This window comes from Tigheibacillus halophilus (assembly GCF_042683165.1).
Taxonomy (GTDB): domain Bacteria; phylum Bacillota; class Bacilli; order Bacillales; family Amphibacillaceae; genus Tigheibacillus; species Tigheibacillus halophilus.
In genome coordinates this window covers 425,275-440,468 of sequence record NZ_JBHUIZ010000003.1, presented here as the reverse complement: position 1 = coordinate 440,468, position 15,194 = coordinate 425,275, and the positions used below count along the sequence as shown (strand labels likewise).

Genomic DNA, 15,194 nt, shown 5'->3' with positions numbered 1-15,194 from the left:
TGTGAAATAGCCCTTTAGCTCGAGGTATTTCAGATATGCATATCACGTTTAAAATAGGATTAATATTTCATCTGCCCAGTGTCACCCCTTTATCATTGTCAGATTTATTATATATATAATTTTATTGGACGTCAATGTTATCTGAGGCATCCGGAAAGACAGGTCCGGAACTCCTCTTGTCATATACGAAAAGTTTTCAGCAACTGGCCTTGTTGTTCCGCCAAATCAGCCAGTTGTTCAGCACTTTGTGTCACTTCTTCCATAGTGGCGCTTGACTGTTGGGAAGAGGCAGAGGTTTCCTCGACCTGGGCAGAGGTTTCTTCAGAGATTGCAGCAATTTCTGCCAGCGCTTTTTCCATTTCTTGACTGGAGTCGGCCATCTGAACCAGATTGCCCGTCACTTCTTTAATATTATTTGCCATTTCAGAGACAAAAATATCAATACCACTGAATGTGTCACTGGTTGTTTTGATTTGACTTGCTCCCTTCGTGACTTCTTCATAGCCTGCGTCCAATGAAAGGGTGACAGAGGCTGATTCCTGTTGAATGTTCGAAACTATATCTGTTATGTCCGTCACAGATACAGATACCTGTTCTGCCAGTTTGCGAACCTCATCGGCAACAACAGCAAATCCCCGGCCATGCTCTCCTGCTCTTGCTGCCTCAATGGCCGCATTTAGTGCAAGCAAATTGGTCTGATCAGCTATTTCCTTGATCACATGGACGAGCTGCGATATCCTTTGCGACTGTGTATCGAGACCCTTGACTTTTTCCACTGCTTCTTTCATGATCCCGTCAATCACTGTCATCTGTTTCGTGGACGCATCCATCAACTCGCTTCCTTCCTGAGACATTGCCAGTACCTCACCAGAAGCCTGTTCAATCAAAGCACCGTGGTTACTGGATGTCTGCACTTGCTGCGTAAAGTCTTTCATTTGGAGCAAAAGACTTTGTGAATGGTTAGCCTGCTCTTCTGCACCAGCTGCAAGTTCATGCATCGAGCCTGCGATTTGTTCAGAGCCACCTTTCACTTCCGTTGCAGATTGATGCAGCGCTGAGCTCTGTCTATCAAGTGTCCGTGAGACTGCGGTCATTTGTCCGATCATGGATTGCAAATGCTTCAGAACGGCATTCATAGAATAAGAAAGTTTGCCAATTTCATCTTTTCCTTGGTAACCCATAGATTCGACAGTCAAGTCTCCCTGTGCGATTTTGTAACTTGTATTTACTATTTTATTTAAATTTTTTGTTATGCTTCGATTTACCAAAACCAGCAGCAGACAGCCGGCAGCCAATGACAGTAAGAAAGCAATGATCAATACAAATAATGTTTCACTTTTTTTCTGGTCGACATCTTTTGTCGCTGTTTGTTCATCTATGTTCAGACGTTTGGTCAAATTTTTCAGCTTTGAAATGCTATCTGAAAGAATATTATCAGCTTGTGTAACATACATATCCGCTGCACTCTGGTTTTGAGAAGAAACTGCGGGACGAATATAGTTCTCCATCAATCGATCCAATTCCAGGTTATGGTCTATGACAGCTTCAAATTCTTTCTGGTTTTCTTTACCTTGGATCTTTGCTTCTATACTTTCCCTTAATTGGTTGAATTGTCGGCTATGCTGATCATACGCCTTACTATGTATGCTGTCGCCGGTTTGATAGTAGCTGACAATTTGGAATCCCTTTTCTCTCTCCAGGGACCCGATTTCTATTAAATCCTTAGAAAGCTTTGACTTTTGGTTTAATGTCTCGATTTTCCCACCGATACCTTGGACCAATTGGAACACAATTCCGGCTGAAACCACAAACAATAATAAAATGACCATATATACCAATCCATACTTTTTGCTGATTGGTATATTACGAAAACGTTTTTTCTCCCCCACCCTTATCCCTCATCTCACTATATTTTGTCTCTTTGCCATATATATCGACAGAAAGCCCTTCCATTTAAAGAGGGAAAATGGTTCTTTTGACCTGATAATATAAAAATAAAGATATTCGCCAAGCATACAGCGAATACCTCTGTTATTATGGCGAAGACAAATTCCTTGCATCGGCCATTGCCTCCAAAAAAGAAACGGCCTTATAGACATCTTCAGCATCCCATGATTACATTTGTGAACTTTGTTCCCACCTCGTACCAATCGTGTGCATCAGTTCATCTATGTCACAGTTCAAGTTTTTCACTGGAATATTAACCTGTGCATCGATCAACTTTTTGTTTACGGCGTTCAATGCTTTTTTAATACCTTTTGTGCGATTGATTATCAAATTCGGATCATGTGTGAAAATTCCCAGGAAAACCTGGCCCCCATACTGATAAATTTGCAGATCGGCAATCTCTTCCCATTTTACCAGGCCGGCTTCAATAAAACTGGAGTGATCAATAATTCCTTCCCTCGTAACAATCATCGCAGGCTTTCGCTTGATGAGCACATAGATAAAATAAGTAGCACCGAAACCGAAAAAAACAATGCACAAAACACCTATAAGCAGCAGTATTGCCATGCTGGCACTGCTTTCATCTGTTGTCGCTCCGATAATAAATAAGACCCCGAGTAACATGAAAATAATAGAAAAAACAGTAAGCACGATCATCCTTTTCCTTTTGGGAAAAATGACAAAATCCCCCACCATACCTCATCCTTTTTTCTATATCATACATACGATGCTTATCTAGCTGCAAGGGTCCAAAGTCCCCCTTCAGGGATATCAAACAAAAAGGTTTGTTCGCATATCCTTTTTAGAACATGCGGACAACCTGAGAGATTTCCAATTGCTTTTATCGCAACACAGCATACTGTCACTTTTTTAAACATCACTCTTACTTAATTGTCGAGATGCATACTAGCACAATACCAATGATTAGAACAAGCCACTGTTCGATGGTGAATAACCTGCATATTTTTTTAAAATAATGGCAGGAACGACGCATGTTGCAGCTCTCCTTTGCTTCAGTCATCGAATATAACCATTGCCAACAAGCAAATCAGCAATCGTTTTTGTCGGGATGACAAACGCCACTGTCCCCATATAGCCTGGCGCGACATCATAATCGTTAAATACGATGACGAGTTTATGCTGCTTATTGATATAAAACGTTTGATTAGCATCAATTTGCTGAAACATTTCGTCCGATGTGAGCTCTTCATCCGTTTCTTTGTCATAGCCAGGCAGCCAATATATTTTATTTGGGTCATTGTCCATTTGTTCCTGCATCTGCGTCTTGATGTTTTGGCTGATCACTTGGACATAGTCATGGTTTTTAAACAGCATCGGCAGCTTGAGAAGCAGCCCATTTTTCTTATCGATTGTGTCATAGTATAATTTCGTCTCGGAAGAAGCTTGTGTTCTTTCCACATATCTTTCAATGGAGAGCAATGTTGCATCATCCGTCTTGACCTTGAATCCTGAATCGACCGCCATATGTCCTTTCAAGGATTTGCCGTCCGTTTCCTCCTTGAACTGTTCATATAATTCCCTGCTTTCTTGCATATATTTTTCATTAAGGCTTTGGCTCAGTTTTTTATCATGCAATCCTTCCAGGTGTGGCGTATTGATATCTGCATGATAATTTCCGCGGTCTTCTTTGATCTCTCTGATTGTGACCACTTTGACGATCGGCCCAAGTACAGGAACTTTTGCCAGACTTTCAGCTAAGGCAGAACTCGCATTCAAGGTTGCGGCGAATAGGAGGAATATTGCTGCCACTGATCCGAATATCCATTTATATGGGTAGGAGCGTTTATGACGGGAACCATTCTGCCGCAGCGCTTTTTCAATGACTTCATCCAATTCATCAGGAATAGGTATACGCTCATAAGCATCCTTTAATTGTTTCAACTTTCTATCCATATCACATTCGTCTCCTCAACTTGCTTTTTATAGAAAACTCGCATTCGCATTAGGGTTAGCGAACATCTTCATTGCACTTTTACAGGCATTTCTCCAGAATGTAAACATACGCTATCATTCATTCCATTTTTACACGCAGTAACTTCAGAGCTTTATAAAGTCGGGTTTTAATTGTACTTTGATTCTCATGCAAAATAGCGGCGATATCCGCAATTTTCAGGTCCTCAAAGAATTTCAGGATGATGATACTTTTATACTTGAATGGCAGTTCATCCAATGCTTTATTCAAATCCAAGTTTTGGTAGGCATCTCGTTTTCCCTGCTGCATTATTTCCAGTATTTGGTCATCCATCGGCATGATCTTCTTGTTTTTACGGTAGAAATCCAATGCGGTATTAATGACTATTCGATAAAACCAACTCTTCATCGCATCTGCATCTTTTAATGTATCCAAGGAAGTAATCGCCTTGTGTATAGCATCCTGCACGATGTCTAACGCATCCTGTTCATTTTTTACATAGCTGTAGGCCAAACGATAGATAGCCGCTTTATTTTCTTTTATATATTCAACAAATTTGTCTGTTCTTTGTTTCTTCATGAAGAATAAGGCTCCTTTTATTGCTTAAGCTGGCAGGCGTTCTACTATCTGCCCGATGATACATTTCATGCATAAATCTTCACATCACAGATAAGACGAATGAGCAACAAAAAAAGTTTTCAAAAATAACATTTCATTTTTCAATACAGGAAAAATTTTTTGAAACTTTTGGTATGATAGATACGTAATAGTATTATAAATGGAGATAGTCCAGTCCAAAGGGTGTGGTACATATGACAGTTTTTGATTATCCGATTGCGGACATCTATGTTTGGTTACTGATCATCGCCGGTGTCTTTACCATTTTATATCTGCTATTCGGTGATGTCTTGGAAGCGGTTGGAGAAGTCTCTGTCTTTTTAAATCCAGTGATTATTCTTGCTTTCATTATTTTCTTCAGTGCAACAGGTTATATACTGGAATGGGCCACCGGATTATCCAGTTGGATTATCATGGCTGTTTCCGCAGTTATTTCGCTGGCGCTTACAACAGTGCTGCATGTTTTCGTGCTTGTCCCGCTCGCTTCGGCAGAGGAATCACTTGGCTATACCGAAGAGTCACTTGTTGGCCGGGTTGGCAAGCTAATCATCTCCATTCCGGAAAATGGATTCGGGGAGATTTTCATCCAGAGCAAGAGCGGCATAATATCCAAACCTGCTGCAAGTTATGAGCAGCGTGCCATCCAAGAAGGCCGGAGAGTGCTGGTTTTGGAAACCAGACAAGGAGTACTTTATGTTGTCCCATATGAAGATGATTTGGATGCGCCCGAATCTGGTACATGAGACAGATTCCATTTATATACGACATCTCGACAAGAGGGGGAAAATAAATGTTTGAAGGTATTTGGATTATCATCGGCATTGCTGCGGTACTAGTGCTTGCTTTATTGGGATTATTCATTACAAAATACCGCACCGCAGGACCTGATGAAGCATTGATTGTCACTGGAAGCTATCTGGGTGGAAAAAACGTCCACCGCGATGAATCCGGAAACAAAGTAAAAATCATTCGCGGGGGAGGTACGTTTGTCCTGCCGGTTTTTCAGCAGGCACAGCCACTCAGTCTGCTTTCAAGCAAATTGGATGTAACTACTCCGGAAGTGTACACCGAACAAGGCGTTCCTGTTGCGGCAGATGGAACAGCTATTATCAAAATCGGCGGATCCATTGAAGAAATCGCCACCGCCGCAGAGCAATTCCTGGGTAAATCCAAAGAAGACCGTGAAAATGAAGCAAAGGAAGTATTGGAAGGTCATCTTCGTTCCATTCTGGGCTCCATGACAGTGGAAGAAATCTATAAAAATCGCGACAAATTTTCACAAGAAGTCCAGCGTGTCGCTTCACAAGACCTGGCAAAAATGGGATTAATCATCGTTTCCTTCACAATTAAAGATGTGCAGGATAAAAATGGTTATCTGGAATCTCTTGGTAAGCCAAGAATTGCACAAGTCAAACGCGATGCAGATATTGCGACAGCTGAAGCTGAAAAAGAAACACGAATCAAGCAGGCTGAGGCCGCCAAAGATGCGAAACGTGCAGAGCTTGAACGTGCCACAGAAATTGCCGAGGCGGAAAAGGAAAATCAGTTAAAAACGGCGGAATACCGCAGGGAGCAAGACAGAGCCAAAGCACGAGCCGATCAGGCTTATGATTTGGAAACTGCCAGGTCACAGCAGGAAGTCACAGAACAGCAAATGCAAATCAAGATTATAGAACGTGAAAAACAAATCGAACTGGAAGAAAAAGAGATACAACGCCGTGAACGCCAATACGATTCCGAGGTTAAAAAGAAGGCCGACGCAGATCGCTATGCAGTGGAACAGGCTGCTGTCGCTGAAAAAGCCAAACAAATTGCAGACGCGGATGCTAACAAATATCGAATCGAGGCAGAAGCAAAAGCCGGAGCCGAAAAAGTCAGGATCGATGGTGTAGCAAAAGCTGATGCAGAACGTGCGCAGGGTGAGTCACAAGCAGAAGTCATTCGCCTGAAAGGATTGGCCGAAGCCGAAGCCAAACGAAAAATCGCAGAAGCTTTCGAACAATATGGCGAAGCGGCTATCCTGGATATGATGATGAAGATGCTGCCTGAATACGCGAAACAGGTTGCAAGTCCGCTATCCAACATCGACTCTATTACCGTAGTAGATACAGGCAGCAGTGACAGCAATGGCGGCGCAAACAAGGTGAGCGGATATGCCACTAACCTGATGGCGACTTTGCAGGAATCATTAAAAGCCTCGGCAGGAATTGATGTAAAAGATTTGTTAGAAAACATTTCCGGTAAACGACAACATGATTTCGATCGCAGCAATCCATTACGTTATGAAGTAGAAGATAGCGGCGAACAGCTGGCAGCTGATATTGCCGACAGAAAAGAACAATGATATATTCGAGATATCGAAACCATATAAAATACATACACCGCCAAGGCGGTGTATGTTTGCATTACCAGATTATCAACCTCGTTTGTTCTGCAAGCTCTTCACTTTTGATCCGCTATTTGCGGGCTCCTCGCAGCAGTAAAGTAATCGATTCTAATCGAATAGGCTGATCACAGCCGAAAGTTAGGTATGAATCACTACCGGCTTGCTTCATATTGACACTGTGATCCCTCCGTTTCACCTGCATGTGTAGTCACTTCTCCAGGTAAAGATCCTTTCTTATATATTTTAAACAGAAAAATGATGCCCGGGGCAAGGACCCAAAACATCGATTACTGCTTTATTTCTTAGCTTATCATAGTATATCACCTGCTTGTTTCTATGCTTGAGTGCAAAGTTTTGCTTATCATTTCATTTATTTGAAATTTTGTATATAATAAGAATAATAGTAACTTGATTAGTAACATACAATACTTGAATTCAACTCATTTTTTTGTTTTCAAACAGCTTTTTGTAAGCGTTTTCCACACAATCATACATGGAGGGTGAAGCCAATGGATTTGAATGGTATTTTGCAAGTTATCGACAACAGCCGACTTGTCCATCCAGATAAAAATAAATCGGAAGAGACCAGTCTGGGAAGCACCGAGGCTTTCATGGAATTGCTTGAGAAATCTTGCCAGGAGCCCGAGAAATTCTGGAGCGATGTGGCAAAAGAGCTTGTTTGGTATGAGCCATGGACAGAGACTATCAGCGGCTCATTGCCGGATTTTAAGTTTTTTGTTAATGGCATCAGCAATCCCTGTGTCAATTTGCTCGACCGCCATATAGAGAATGGGGCTGGAAATCGATGTGCATTAATCTGGGAAGGAGAGAATGGTGATACAGGCTTCTATACATATAACATGCTGCTTGCTGAAGTAAACCGTTTCGCCAATGTTTTAAAGGATTTTGGTGTTAAAAAAGGGGATGGCGTAGCCATCTTTCTTCCCAATTTAGCAGAAGCTTTCATCGCGGTACTGGCGTGTTTTCGAATTGGCGCAGTGTATAATGCGATTTTTTCCGGCTTTTCGGAGAAATCCTTAGAAGACAGGCTCGTCCAATTTGAACCGAAAGTGCTTGTGACAGCGGACGCTACCCAGCGCCGTGGCAAAATAATCGCACTAAAAACAAAAGCGGACAAGGTTGTGCCCAATATTGCATCACTACATGGTGTAATCGTAGTAGACAGACTTCACACAGATATTCCAATGACTGAAAATCGCGATTATTATTGGCATGAACTGCGAAGGACAGCAAGTATCAATTGTGAGCCTGAACGTATAGAAGCAAATGAACCAGGAATTGTTTTCTACACAAGCGGGACGACTGGCAAGCCCAAAGGTGTGGTCCATTCCGGTATCGCATTTGTGTTGCAGAACTACATTTATGGAAAATATCATATGGATCACCATGAAGATGATGTCTTTTGGTGCTCAGCGGATATCGGCTGGCTGACCATGCATATTTGGGGTATTGCAGGCGCCTTAGCTAACGGCGTGACAACCATTGTATATGAAGGTGCGCCGGACTACCCCGCCAAGGGACGTTTTTATGAAATGATTGAGAAATATCGTATCAACAAATTATTCACCGCGCCTACCGCATTACGTATGCTAAAAAGTATGGGAGAAGCGGAGCTCTCAAAATACGACCTGTCATCCTTGGACGTCATTTCGCTCGTCGGCGAACCATTCGACCCGGAAACGTGGAATTGGACATATAAAGTGCTTGGAAAAGAACGAATTTGTGTTAACAATACTTGGGGGCAAACCGAAACTGCAGGAACACCGCTTGCTGGGGCTGCCTGGCTGACGCCTATGAAACCCGGATCGGCGGGGCTGCAATTTTTAGGAGCGGATATGGATGTTGTGGATGAGGCGGGAAACTCGCTGCCGCCGAACACATTGGGGAATTTAGTTATTCGCAGCCCCTTTCCAATGCTTTGCCGCACACTGTGGAAGGAACCAGAACGATATTATAACTCCTACTACAGCCAGGTTGACGGATCTTATTTTGCCAGTGATTTGGCGATAAAAGATGAGGATGGTCATTTCTGGGTAGTCGGCCGTTCTGATGACGCCATCAATGTTGCAGGACATCGCCTAAGCACAATGGAAATGGAAAGCTGTGTGCTTGAAGTCAAGGGTATATCAGAAGCGGCCGTAATTGGCGTCCCTGATAAAATCAAAGGCGAAGTTCCCCTTGTGTTTATTCGCTTGGCTGATGGTCATAAAGCAGATGACAAGATAAAAGAATCTGTTCGCAACAGCATCGTGACACAGATAGGCAAGATCGCCCAGCCAGGTGATATCATTATTGCTGAAACACTGCCTAAAACAGTCAGCGGAAAAATCATGCGCCGGCTTTTGAAAGAAGTTGTCACAAGCGGGACGGTCGCGGGAGATGTGACAGGACTCGAGGACCCTTCCACTGTGAAGCATATCCAGGAAATTACCAATAAAAAAACAACGTTACATGGCTGATTTCGATATTTGTTTTTAAGAGCAGGTGATACCCTCGCCATGCTCTTTAGCTTACACCTTCAATGGCAGGAGCTCCCTTTCTCTCCTGCCATTCCCCTATCTATCCAGCCATGCTCCCAGTGCACCAGCATGTGAACCTTTTTCCGGGAAAACCTTCTCCAACGGCAGCATATCTTTGAAACCTGCCAGTATTTTCTTCAAAGGGGCATTGCTCTTCAATGTGCTGCCAATAAATACAATATACTTACTTTGTTTCAACATGGCTGCCTGGCTAGCCAATAGGAGCAAATTTTCGCCAATCATTCTGAACAAGCCCGCTGCCCGATCTGCTGCAATCACCTTCTGCGAATAAGCTTTGCCGAAATTTGCCGCGGTCAATCCATCCATAAGCGGAGTATCTCCTTGATAGATATCTTTCACAAGCAAATCTATCCGGCTGCTGTCTCCTTCTGTAGCCATTGCTGTCAAATCACGGAAGTCTTCGCTGCCAGTCAGCAGCCTTCCGAGTCCAAGCAATGTCCCACCGCCTAAGCCACTGCCAAGCAAACGTTCAAACCCATCGGGGGTGACATAAAAAAAAGAAGTTCCTGTCCCTATATTAACCAATATATATTCCTTGATAGATGACCTTTGTTCAGTTTCCAACAAATACTGTGTGCCGCTCACCAATGCCGTGAACTCATCTATGTGCCGCCAAGTCCGCATCGATTTCTTTTCCACTTGCGGAGCCTTCCCGCCTGTCAGACATAGTTCACAGTCATCACCCACCATATTTAGCCAATTAATCAATTCACTAGTCTCATCCATTTGATAGGTTTTAAAATGCAAACGGTTTCGTTCACTATATACCAGTTTGGTCAACGTGCCACCAGCATCGATTCCAATTCTCCTTTTCATTTCTTCAATCCCCTTCCCTCATGGGCTGTCTGTGTTGTTGACATTATAACATAAACATCCGCCCGGACTTTTTTTGCTCACTTGCATATCTTAATGATGAATCCGAGCTTTGTTTACATCCACGATAAATAGGAGTGATATCTAATGACTGAGAACAACAATGATCCATCGAAAAAATTTGATATTGATATGTCCCCGTTTCGTGATTTCATCTCGCATATGGATACATTTTTTAATCAGTCCTTCAGACAGATGAATGACGTGTTCCACTTCAGGCCATTTCAGCTGCAAACAAGGGAAACTCATGACAGTTTCATCATCGAATCCGAACTTCCGGGTTATAACCGCAATCAGATTGCTATTGAAATTTTCGGCAATCAATTAAGAATCACAGTAGACAATGTGAATAAGATATTCAATAATAATGGCGATTTTCTAAAAAAATCCCAGCAAAAAATGGAAAGGACAGTAACCCTTCCATTTGATATCCCTGAAGATGAAACAACTGCATCTTTCAAAAATGGTCTGTTGAAGATTGTTATTCCAAAACAAAACGCTAATCGCCGTTTTATTGACATCGATGTCTAATGTATTCCTCTATCTCTTTATGAATAATTTCGTTGCTGCGCACAGAAAAAAATTCCATGCCTTTTTATCGACAACAAGACTGACAACGCTGCTGCCAGTCTTGTTTAGTCATGCAGTTTTTTTTCCAGCAGGCGTGATACTTCATAAAAACCGAGTTTTTCATACAATTTTATGGCATCGTTCCCTGCGAACACATTTAATTGTACTTTTTGGAATCCTTTGTTTTGTAGATGGTTGCATGATTGTCTGCATAATTTCTTCGCAATCCCCTTCCTTCGCTCTTCCGGGAATACATATAACTCCGTAATGATACCAACCATCTTATCTGTATAAAAATCAAAAGTCGCTCCTATTGCGGCCCACCCCTTGATTTCGCTTTCCTCCACATAAACCAGATAATACGAACTTCCATCCAGAGAAGCTGATGTCATATGACGTGCTTTTTCAATCGATGGCCTTACCCTGTCCATGGTTGATTCCTTCAAAACAGAAAGGGCATGCTTGCGTATTTTTTGCACTTCTTTAAATGTAGCTCTGCGAATCTCCATTTATACAACAGCTCCTGTCATTTCTTCGTTTAATATACCGTCATTTATCGTATTAGCGCTATGAATTGGTAATTCACTTACAGCGGAAGACTTGGTATGATAACTCATCCTGGTAAGCCTTCGTCAAGTGTTCATGTTCGCCCAACATATCAAAGCATTCTGTTTCAATATCATTATCTATCCGAAAGTCCGGTGCGTCTTCCGGATCTAATTGTATGAATGCTATACTCGACTCCCGCATATCTATTTCCGAAAATCCTCCCGCTGTAAGAAGGCTGTGCCATTCATATGAGGTCCGCAGGCTGGTAAATCCATAAAAATCACAAATCATCTTTTCTTCTTCCGGCTGCAGTAATCCAAGCTTGGAGACCTCAATGGCAAGCATACGGCCACCCGGCTTTAAAACCCTTCTGAATTCCTTAATTGTCTGTTCAGCATCGGTAAAAGCAATGATGGATTCTGCCAGGATAATATCTATGGTGTTATCCGAAAGTGGCAAGTTTTCTGCATTATTCTGAGTGATATCAATAGACAAGCCATTCTCTGCAATCCGTTGTTTGCATTTTTTTACCATTCGTTCATCGTTGTCCATTGCGATTACACGACATGGATAATGTTGTGCAATATAGGATACTGTCTGCCCAGTCCCGCAGCCGACATCCAAAATAGACATATCTGCATGAATATCCTCTTTCGACAAAAGCTGCCTGCTAAGCTGCAAACCGCCGGGATGTGCTCCACCCACACCTAATTTGGCCAAGCAATCTAAATAGGTTTGTTCCATTTTATTCCCGCTCTCTGTAAAAAATGATTTTATTTTTCACCATATGAAACACGGGGGAGCCTTGTTACATAAAATAATGGGCAATCTCTATTTTATAAAGCGGGAAATCAATGGACTGATCATCGGTTTGACCTGCCCATAAATACCGTGCACTTGGGAAACTGTTTGCGATATTTTACCGAAGTCCATATTTCCATCCTCAGTCATGAATGACGACATCAGACCATTCGCCTTCTGTCCCATTGATTGAAGCCTTTGCTGCCCCTGTGGAGCCTGCCGATTTTGCATATACCTTTGAGGCCTCCCGAAAAACGGGTTCTGTGGAGCCGCAGGCCTTCTGAATCCTGGCCCAGGTGGCATTGCACGGGGCATTTGGCGTGGAGGCTTATTGAATAATTGCATGCGAAATCCTCCTTTCCATAACTTTCATAACACAGCTTATTCGAAGGGTTTTAAAACGAGAAGGCCATTCCCCTATATTAGCAGCAGAAATTTATGCAAAAACGTATTATTTCAGCTTTCCATCTGGTATCGTTTCTTTTTCCTTCATCATATGGTGTAGCAATGACGACGCGTTATCAGTTGAAGTATTTTTGATATTGGCTGCTAACTGCATCGAATAGAAAGAGAGGAATAACTATGGGCATCATGCAAACAGATGAATGGCTGCTGGACAGTTACGATGATCCTATCAGTCTTTGCAAACGGTTGAAACCATATTTCCAAGATAGTTCACCGCAGGATATTCATTATTATCTAACCAGTAATGGCATGTACCACAGGCCTGCTAGCGAAAATAAAGATATGGTAGACAAAATGCATCACCAACATGTTTGGAAAATAGTCGATGAGCAGAGGAAACATTTGCAGAAACTTTGGGAAGGTCCTGATGTCCCCATCTTCATTTTTCCCGCGGACCCGCAAAATCGTATGATTCAACGGGACTTTCATGGAAAAGCCGGAATTACGTTTCCTGATAAAATTTTTCTGTTCGTCTCAGATTATAATGAGAAAGAGGATATACAGGCATTGTTTACTCATGAATACAATCATGTCTGTAGGATGAAACTTTTTTCAAAAAACGAAGCGAATAACCGCCTGATCGATTCCATCATCATGGAGGGGCTGGCTGAACATGCTGTCAGCGAACAAGTCGGAAAAGCACACTTGGCGGGTTGGACATCCTATTATTCTTCGAAACAATTGGATGGCTTTTGGAAAAAGTGGGTCAAACCGAACAAGGACTTGCCCAAATTTCGGCATAAGCACTTTGATCTGCTGTTTGGCACAGGTCTTTACCCCAAAATGCTCGGTTATTGTGTCGGATATTTCCTCGTGGAAAAATATATCCAGAAACATAAGAGCTCTTCCAAAGAATTGCTGCATACCCCTTCCTATCAACTTGCAGGGGGCTGATGCTTTATACCGCTTTGCAGCAGCTTATCGTCTATGCCACGATAATTGGCCATATACAAATTCAACTCCTGCGGTATTCCATTCTGCTTTTATGAACACGAATTTTCCAGCCAGATATAGTCCCACTTTGAAAATCCAAAAAACGTGATATTTATCCCTGTCAAAGTGGAGACACTCACATATGATAATGACAAAAGGAGCTGGAGGTGATCTTGGATGAGTGAAGGTGTTGGAGGTGCAGGCTACGGCGGTGGCTTTGCCCTTATTGTCGTGCTTTTTATTCTTTTGATTATTGTCGGGAGCGCATATGTAGGCTGGTAATCTAAACAACTGTAGAAAAAGTGCCTCACAATGTATCATGTAAAAAGCTGAACCACATCGTGATGTTGCATTCAGAGCAAACAAGAGATGATCACGTTCGCTTTAACTGGACCGTTTTCGCTTAACACTCTTGATGCTTCCTACGTATGCTAAACAGAAACCATTGAAAGGGGGATTATATATGGGCTTCGGAGGATTTGGCGGCTGCGGCTGCGGCGGTGGATACCAACAGCCTGCCTACTATGGCGGCGGTGGCGCTGGCAGAGGGTTCGCGCTGATTGTCGTATTGTTCATTCTTTTGATCATCGTTGGCGCTGCATGGTGCTAAGCCAATAAGAGAAGCATGAGAACCTGGAGAAATTTTGACAACTTTTCCAGGTCCCCTTTGCTTAAGGGGTCATGTTTCACCAGGGTCTGTTCCCTCATCAGGCTGTCATCATCTGTTTCTATGCAATAAGCAGATGGCAGCAGTGAGAGACTGACCCTTTGTTTTTGGGACAAGCCTTCCCTGTTGTAATTCGCTATATATTCATCCACTGTGATATTTGAAAAGGCCTCATTTATCCCTAACACATATGCAAAAAAGCAGATAGATATAATATCTATCTGCTTTCATCGAATTACCAGAAAAGCCAAGGCAGTACGGCCAATGTGCCTATTGCACCAAGGGCAACCCCCCAGCCAAAACCACCCCAGCCCCAACCGTAATTATAACCGCGAGTATTCCCTAACGGGCGCAAATAAACCATTCTTCGGTCAACGTGCTGGATAATCCCGCGATGAACCCTGCCATCCCGTGTCCTGATTTCTACCGCTTTGCCTCTATATCGATTGCAAAGTCCATAATAATGCTCAGCTGACATCCTTCCACCCCCATTATTTATGAGCTTACGACAGTTTATGATGGTTCAATGAAAGGCGTAAGGGATAAACGGACCAGGTGTTTAGCGGATACTGCTAAGACCGTTGTATCATTGCGGAATCTCCTTCTTTTTTCCATTGCCTATTCTCCGCATTTTTTGCAAATCGTGACAGATGCCCCAGTCACATCTGTCTGGGGCACATATATTAATTGTATACGAAGACCCAAGATGTGAATCATAATCATTTTCATGCAATAGCTGGGTTCAGGCTGTGGTGCCAGCTGCCCTGCCCATTGACGCTCACTCTAGGTTCTTCGTCACATGCATTGTCTGCGGGTTCTTGTATTGCCAATCAGTCGGATTCACACATGCCTGTCTATGAAAATATGATAGTGATGATGATGCATCTTATG

The 15,194-nt window shown here is 42.7% G+C and carries 16 protein-coding genes; 7 read left to right on the top strand and 9 right to left on the bottom strand.

Annotation, left to right across the window (positions count from 1 at the left end; genetic code table 11):
- Positions 1–179 precede the first annotated feature (179 nt).
- The 4 genes from ACFSMW_RS02745 to ACFSMW_RS02730 all read right to left on the bottom strand — a co-directional run bounded on the left by ACFSMW_RS02745 (position 180) and on the right by ACFSMW_RS02730 (position 4,459).
- Positions 180–1,889, bottom strand: coding sequence for a methyl-accepting chemotaxis protein (locus ACFSMW_RS02745; protein WP_390352808.1), 1,710 nt, complete (start codon positions 1,887–1,889; stop codon positions 180–182).
- 226 nt (positions 1,890–2,115) lie between these two features.
- The gene (locus ACFSMW_RS02740) at positions 2,116–2,643 is read right to left on the bottom strand and encodes an STM3941 family protein (protein WP_390352807.1); all 528 of its coding nucleotides are present in this window, start codon (positions 2,641–2,643) and stop codon (positions 2,116–2,118) included.
- A 321-nt stretch (positions 2,644–2,964) separates the two neighbouring features.
- Complete coding sequence (rsiV, locus tag ACFSMW_RS02735) at positions 2,965–3,861, bottom strand: anti-sigma-V factor RsiV (RefSeq protein ID WP_390352805.1); 897 nt, start codon at positions 3,859–3,861, stop codon at positions 2,965–2,967.
- A gap of 118 nt (positions 3,862–3,979) precedes the next feature.
- Positions 3,980–4,459 carry an RNA polymerase sigma factor gene (locus tag ACFSMW_RS02730; RefSeq protein WP_390352803.1) on the bottom strand — a complete coding sequence of 160 codons (480 nt, stop codon included), beginning with the start codon at positions 4,457–4,459 and terminating at the stop codon, positions 3,980–3,982.
- Positions 4,460–4,692: 233 nt separating this feature from the next.
- Between ACFSMW_RS02730 and ACFSMW_RS02725 the strand changes: the two genes are divergently transcribed.
- The 3 genes from ACFSMW_RS02725 (at position 4,693) to ACFSMW_RS02715 (ending at position 9,364) form a co-directional block, all read left to right on the top strand.
- A complete protein-coding gene (locus ACFSMW_RS02725; RefSeq protein ID WP_390352801.1) occupies positions 4,693–5,241 on the top strand; it encodes an NfeD family membrane protein in 549 nt (182 codons plus the stop codon).
- Between the two features lie 47 nt (positions 5,242–5,288).
- The gene (locus tag ACFSMW_RS02720) at positions 5,289–6,842 is read left to right on the top strand and encodes a flotillin family protein (protein WP_390352799.1); all 1,554 of its coding nucleotides are present in this window, start codon (positions 5,289–5,291) and stop codon (positions 6,840–6,842) included.
- A gap of 551 nt (positions 6,843–7,393) precedes the next feature.
- The gene (locus ACFSMW_RS02715) at positions 7,394–9,364 is read left to right on the top strand and encodes an acetate--CoA ligase (RefSeq protein ID WP_390352797.1); all 1,971 of its coding nucleotides are present in this window, start codon (positions 7,394–7,396) and stop codon (positions 9,362–9,364) included.
- A 96-nt stretch (positions 9,365–9,460) separates the two neighbouring features.
- Here the strand turns inward: ACFSMW_RS02715 and coaW are convergent, their stop codons facing one another.
- Complete coding sequence (coaW, locus tag ACFSMW_RS02710) at positions 9,461–10,261, bottom strand: type II pantothenate kinase (RefSeq protein WP_390352795.1); 801 nt, start codon at positions 10,259–10,261, stop codon at positions 9,461–9,463.
- A gap of 144 nt (positions 10,262–10,405) precedes the next feature.
- Here coaW and ACFSMW_RS02705 point away from each other — a divergent pair, with 144 nt between their 5' ends.
- Positions 10,406–10,849: an Hsp20/alpha crystallin family protein gene (locus tag ACFSMW_RS02705; RefSeq protein ID WP_390352793.1), complete on the top strand. Its 444-nt coding sequence runs from the start codon at positions 10,406–10,408 to the stop codon at positions 10,847–10,849.
- 104 nt (positions 10,850–10,953) lie between these two features.
- Here the strand turns inward: ACFSMW_RS02705 and ACFSMW_RS02700 are convergent, their stop codons facing one another.
- The 3 genes from ACFSMW_RS02700 to ACFSMW_RS02690 form a co-directional block, all read right to left on the bottom strand.
- Positions 10,954–11,397: a GNAT family N-acetyltransferase gene (locus ACFSMW_RS02700; protein WP_390352791.1), complete on the bottom strand. Its 444-nt coding sequence runs from the start codon at positions 11,395–11,397 to the stop codon at positions 10,954–10,956.
- A 73-nt stretch (positions 11,398–11,470) separates the two neighbouring features.
- Positions 11,471–12,181 (bottom strand): methyltransferase domain-containing protein, encoded by a 711-nt coding sequence (locus ACFSMW_RS02695; protein ID WP_390352789.1) that lies wholly within the window; start codon positions 12,179–12,181, stop codon positions 11,471–11,473.
- An 87-nt stretch (positions 12,182–12,268) separates the two neighbouring features.
- Positions 12,269–12,541: a YppG family protein gene (locus ACFSMW_RS02690; RefSeq protein ID WP_390353893.1), complete on the bottom strand. Its 273-nt coding sequence runs from the start codon at positions 12,539–12,541 to the stop codon at positions 12,269–12,271.
- A gap of 279 nt (positions 12,542–12,820) precedes the next feature.
- Between ACFSMW_RS02690 and ACFSMW_RS02685 the strand changes: the two genes are divergently transcribed.
- The 3 genes from ACFSMW_RS02685 (at position 12,821) to ACFSMW_RS02675 (ending at position 14,246) form a co-directional block, all read left to right on the top strand.
- The gene (locus tag ACFSMW_RS02685) at positions 12,821–13,597 is read left to right on the top strand and encodes a DUF2268 domain-containing putative Zn-dependent protease (protein ID WP_390352787.1); all 777 of its coding nucleotides are present in this window, start codon (positions 12,821–12,823) and stop codon (positions 13,595–13,597) included.
- A gap of 216 nt (positions 13,598–13,813) precedes the next feature.
- Complete coding sequence (locus ACFSMW_RS02680) at positions 13,814–13,918, top strand: YjcZ family sporulation protein (protein WP_390352785.1); 105 nt, start codon at positions 13,814–13,816, stop codon at positions 13,916–13,918.
- A gap of 181 nt (positions 13,919–14,099) precedes the next feature.
- On the top strand, positions 14,100–14,246 hold the full coding sequence (locus ACFSMW_RS02675; protein ID WP_390352783.1) for a YjcZ family sporulation protein: 147 nt from the start codon (positions 14,100–14,102) through the stop codon (positions 14,244–14,246).
- Positions 14,247–14,538: 292 nt separating this feature from the next.
- Here the strand turns inward: ACFSMW_RS02675 and ACFSMW_RS02670 are convergent, their stop codons facing one another.
- Complete coding sequence (locus ACFSMW_RS02670) at positions 14,539–14,781, bottom strand: hypothetical protein (RefSeq protein WP_390352781.1); 243 nt, start codon at positions 14,779–14,781, stop codon at positions 14,539–14,541.
- Between the last annotated feature and the right edge of the window lie 413 nt (positions 14,782–15,194).

What these genes read in the sequence shown, in the direction of transcription:
- ACFSMW_RS02740 (WP_390352807.1), bottom strand. Translation starts at nt 2,643, where the DNA reads ATGGTGGGGGATTTTGTCATTTTTCCCAAAAGGAAAAGGATGATCGTG.
- rsiV (WP_390352805.1), bottom strand. Translation starts at nt 3,861, where the DNA reads ATGGATAGAAAGTTGAAACAATTAAAGGATGCTTATGAGCGTATACCT.
- ACFSMW_RS02730 (WP_390352803.1), bottom strand. Translation starts at nt 4,459, where the DNA reads ATGAAGAAACAAAGAACAGACAAATTTGTTGAATATATAAAAGAAAAT.
- ACFSMW_RS02725 (WP_390352801.1), top strand. Translation starts at nt 4,693, where the DNA reads ATGACAGTTTTTGATTATCCGATTGCGGACATCTATGTTTGGTTACTG.
- ACFSMW_RS02720 (WP_390352799.1), top strand. Translation starts at nt 5,289, where the DNA reads ATGTTTGAAGGTATTTGGATTATCATCGGCATTGCTGCGGTACTAGTG.
- ACFSMW_RS02715 (WP_390352797.1), top strand. Translation starts at nt 7,394, where the DNA reads ATGGATTTGAATGGTATTTTGCAAGTTATCGACAACAGCCGACTTGTC.
- coaW (WP_390352795.1), bottom strand. Translation starts at nt 10,261, where the DNA reads ATGAAAAGGAGAATTGGAATCGATGCTGGTGGCACGTTGACCAAACTG.
- ACFSMW_RS02705 (WP_390352793.1), top strand. Translation starts at nt 10,406, where the DNA reads ATGACTGAGAACAACAATGATCCATCGAAAAAATTTGATATTGATATG.
- ACFSMW_RS02700 (WP_390352791.1), bottom strand. Translation starts at nt 11,397, where the DNA reads ATGGAGATTCGCAGAGCTACATTTAAAGAAGTGCAAAAAATACGCAAG.
- ACFSMW_RS02695 (WP_390352789.1), bottom strand. Translation starts at nt 12,181, where the DNA reads ATGGAACAAACCTATTTAGATTGCTTGGCCAAATTAGGTGTGGGTGGA.
- ACFSMW_RS02690 (WP_390353893.1), bottom strand. Translation starts at nt 12,541, where the DNA reads ATGCCACCTGGGCCAGGATTCAGAAGGCCTGCGGCTCCACAGAACCCG.
- ACFSMW_RS02685 (WP_390352787.1), top strand. Translation starts at nt 12,821, where the DNA reads ATGGGCATCATGCAAACAGATGAATGGCTGCTGGACAGTTACGATGAT.
- ACFSMW_RS02680 (WP_390352785.1), top strand. Translation starts at nt 13,814, where the DNA reads ATGAGTGAAGGTGTTGGAGGTGCAGGCTACGGCGGTGGCTTTGCCCTT.
- ACFSMW_RS02675 (WP_390352783.1), top strand. Translation starts at nt 14,100, where the DNA reads ATGGGCTTCGGAGGATTTGGCGGCTGCGGCTGCGGCGGTGGATACCAA.
- ACFSMW_RS02670 (WP_390352781.1), bottom strand. Translation starts at nt 14,781, where the DNA reads ATGTCAGCTGAGCATTATTATGGACTTTGCAATCGATATAGAGGCAAA.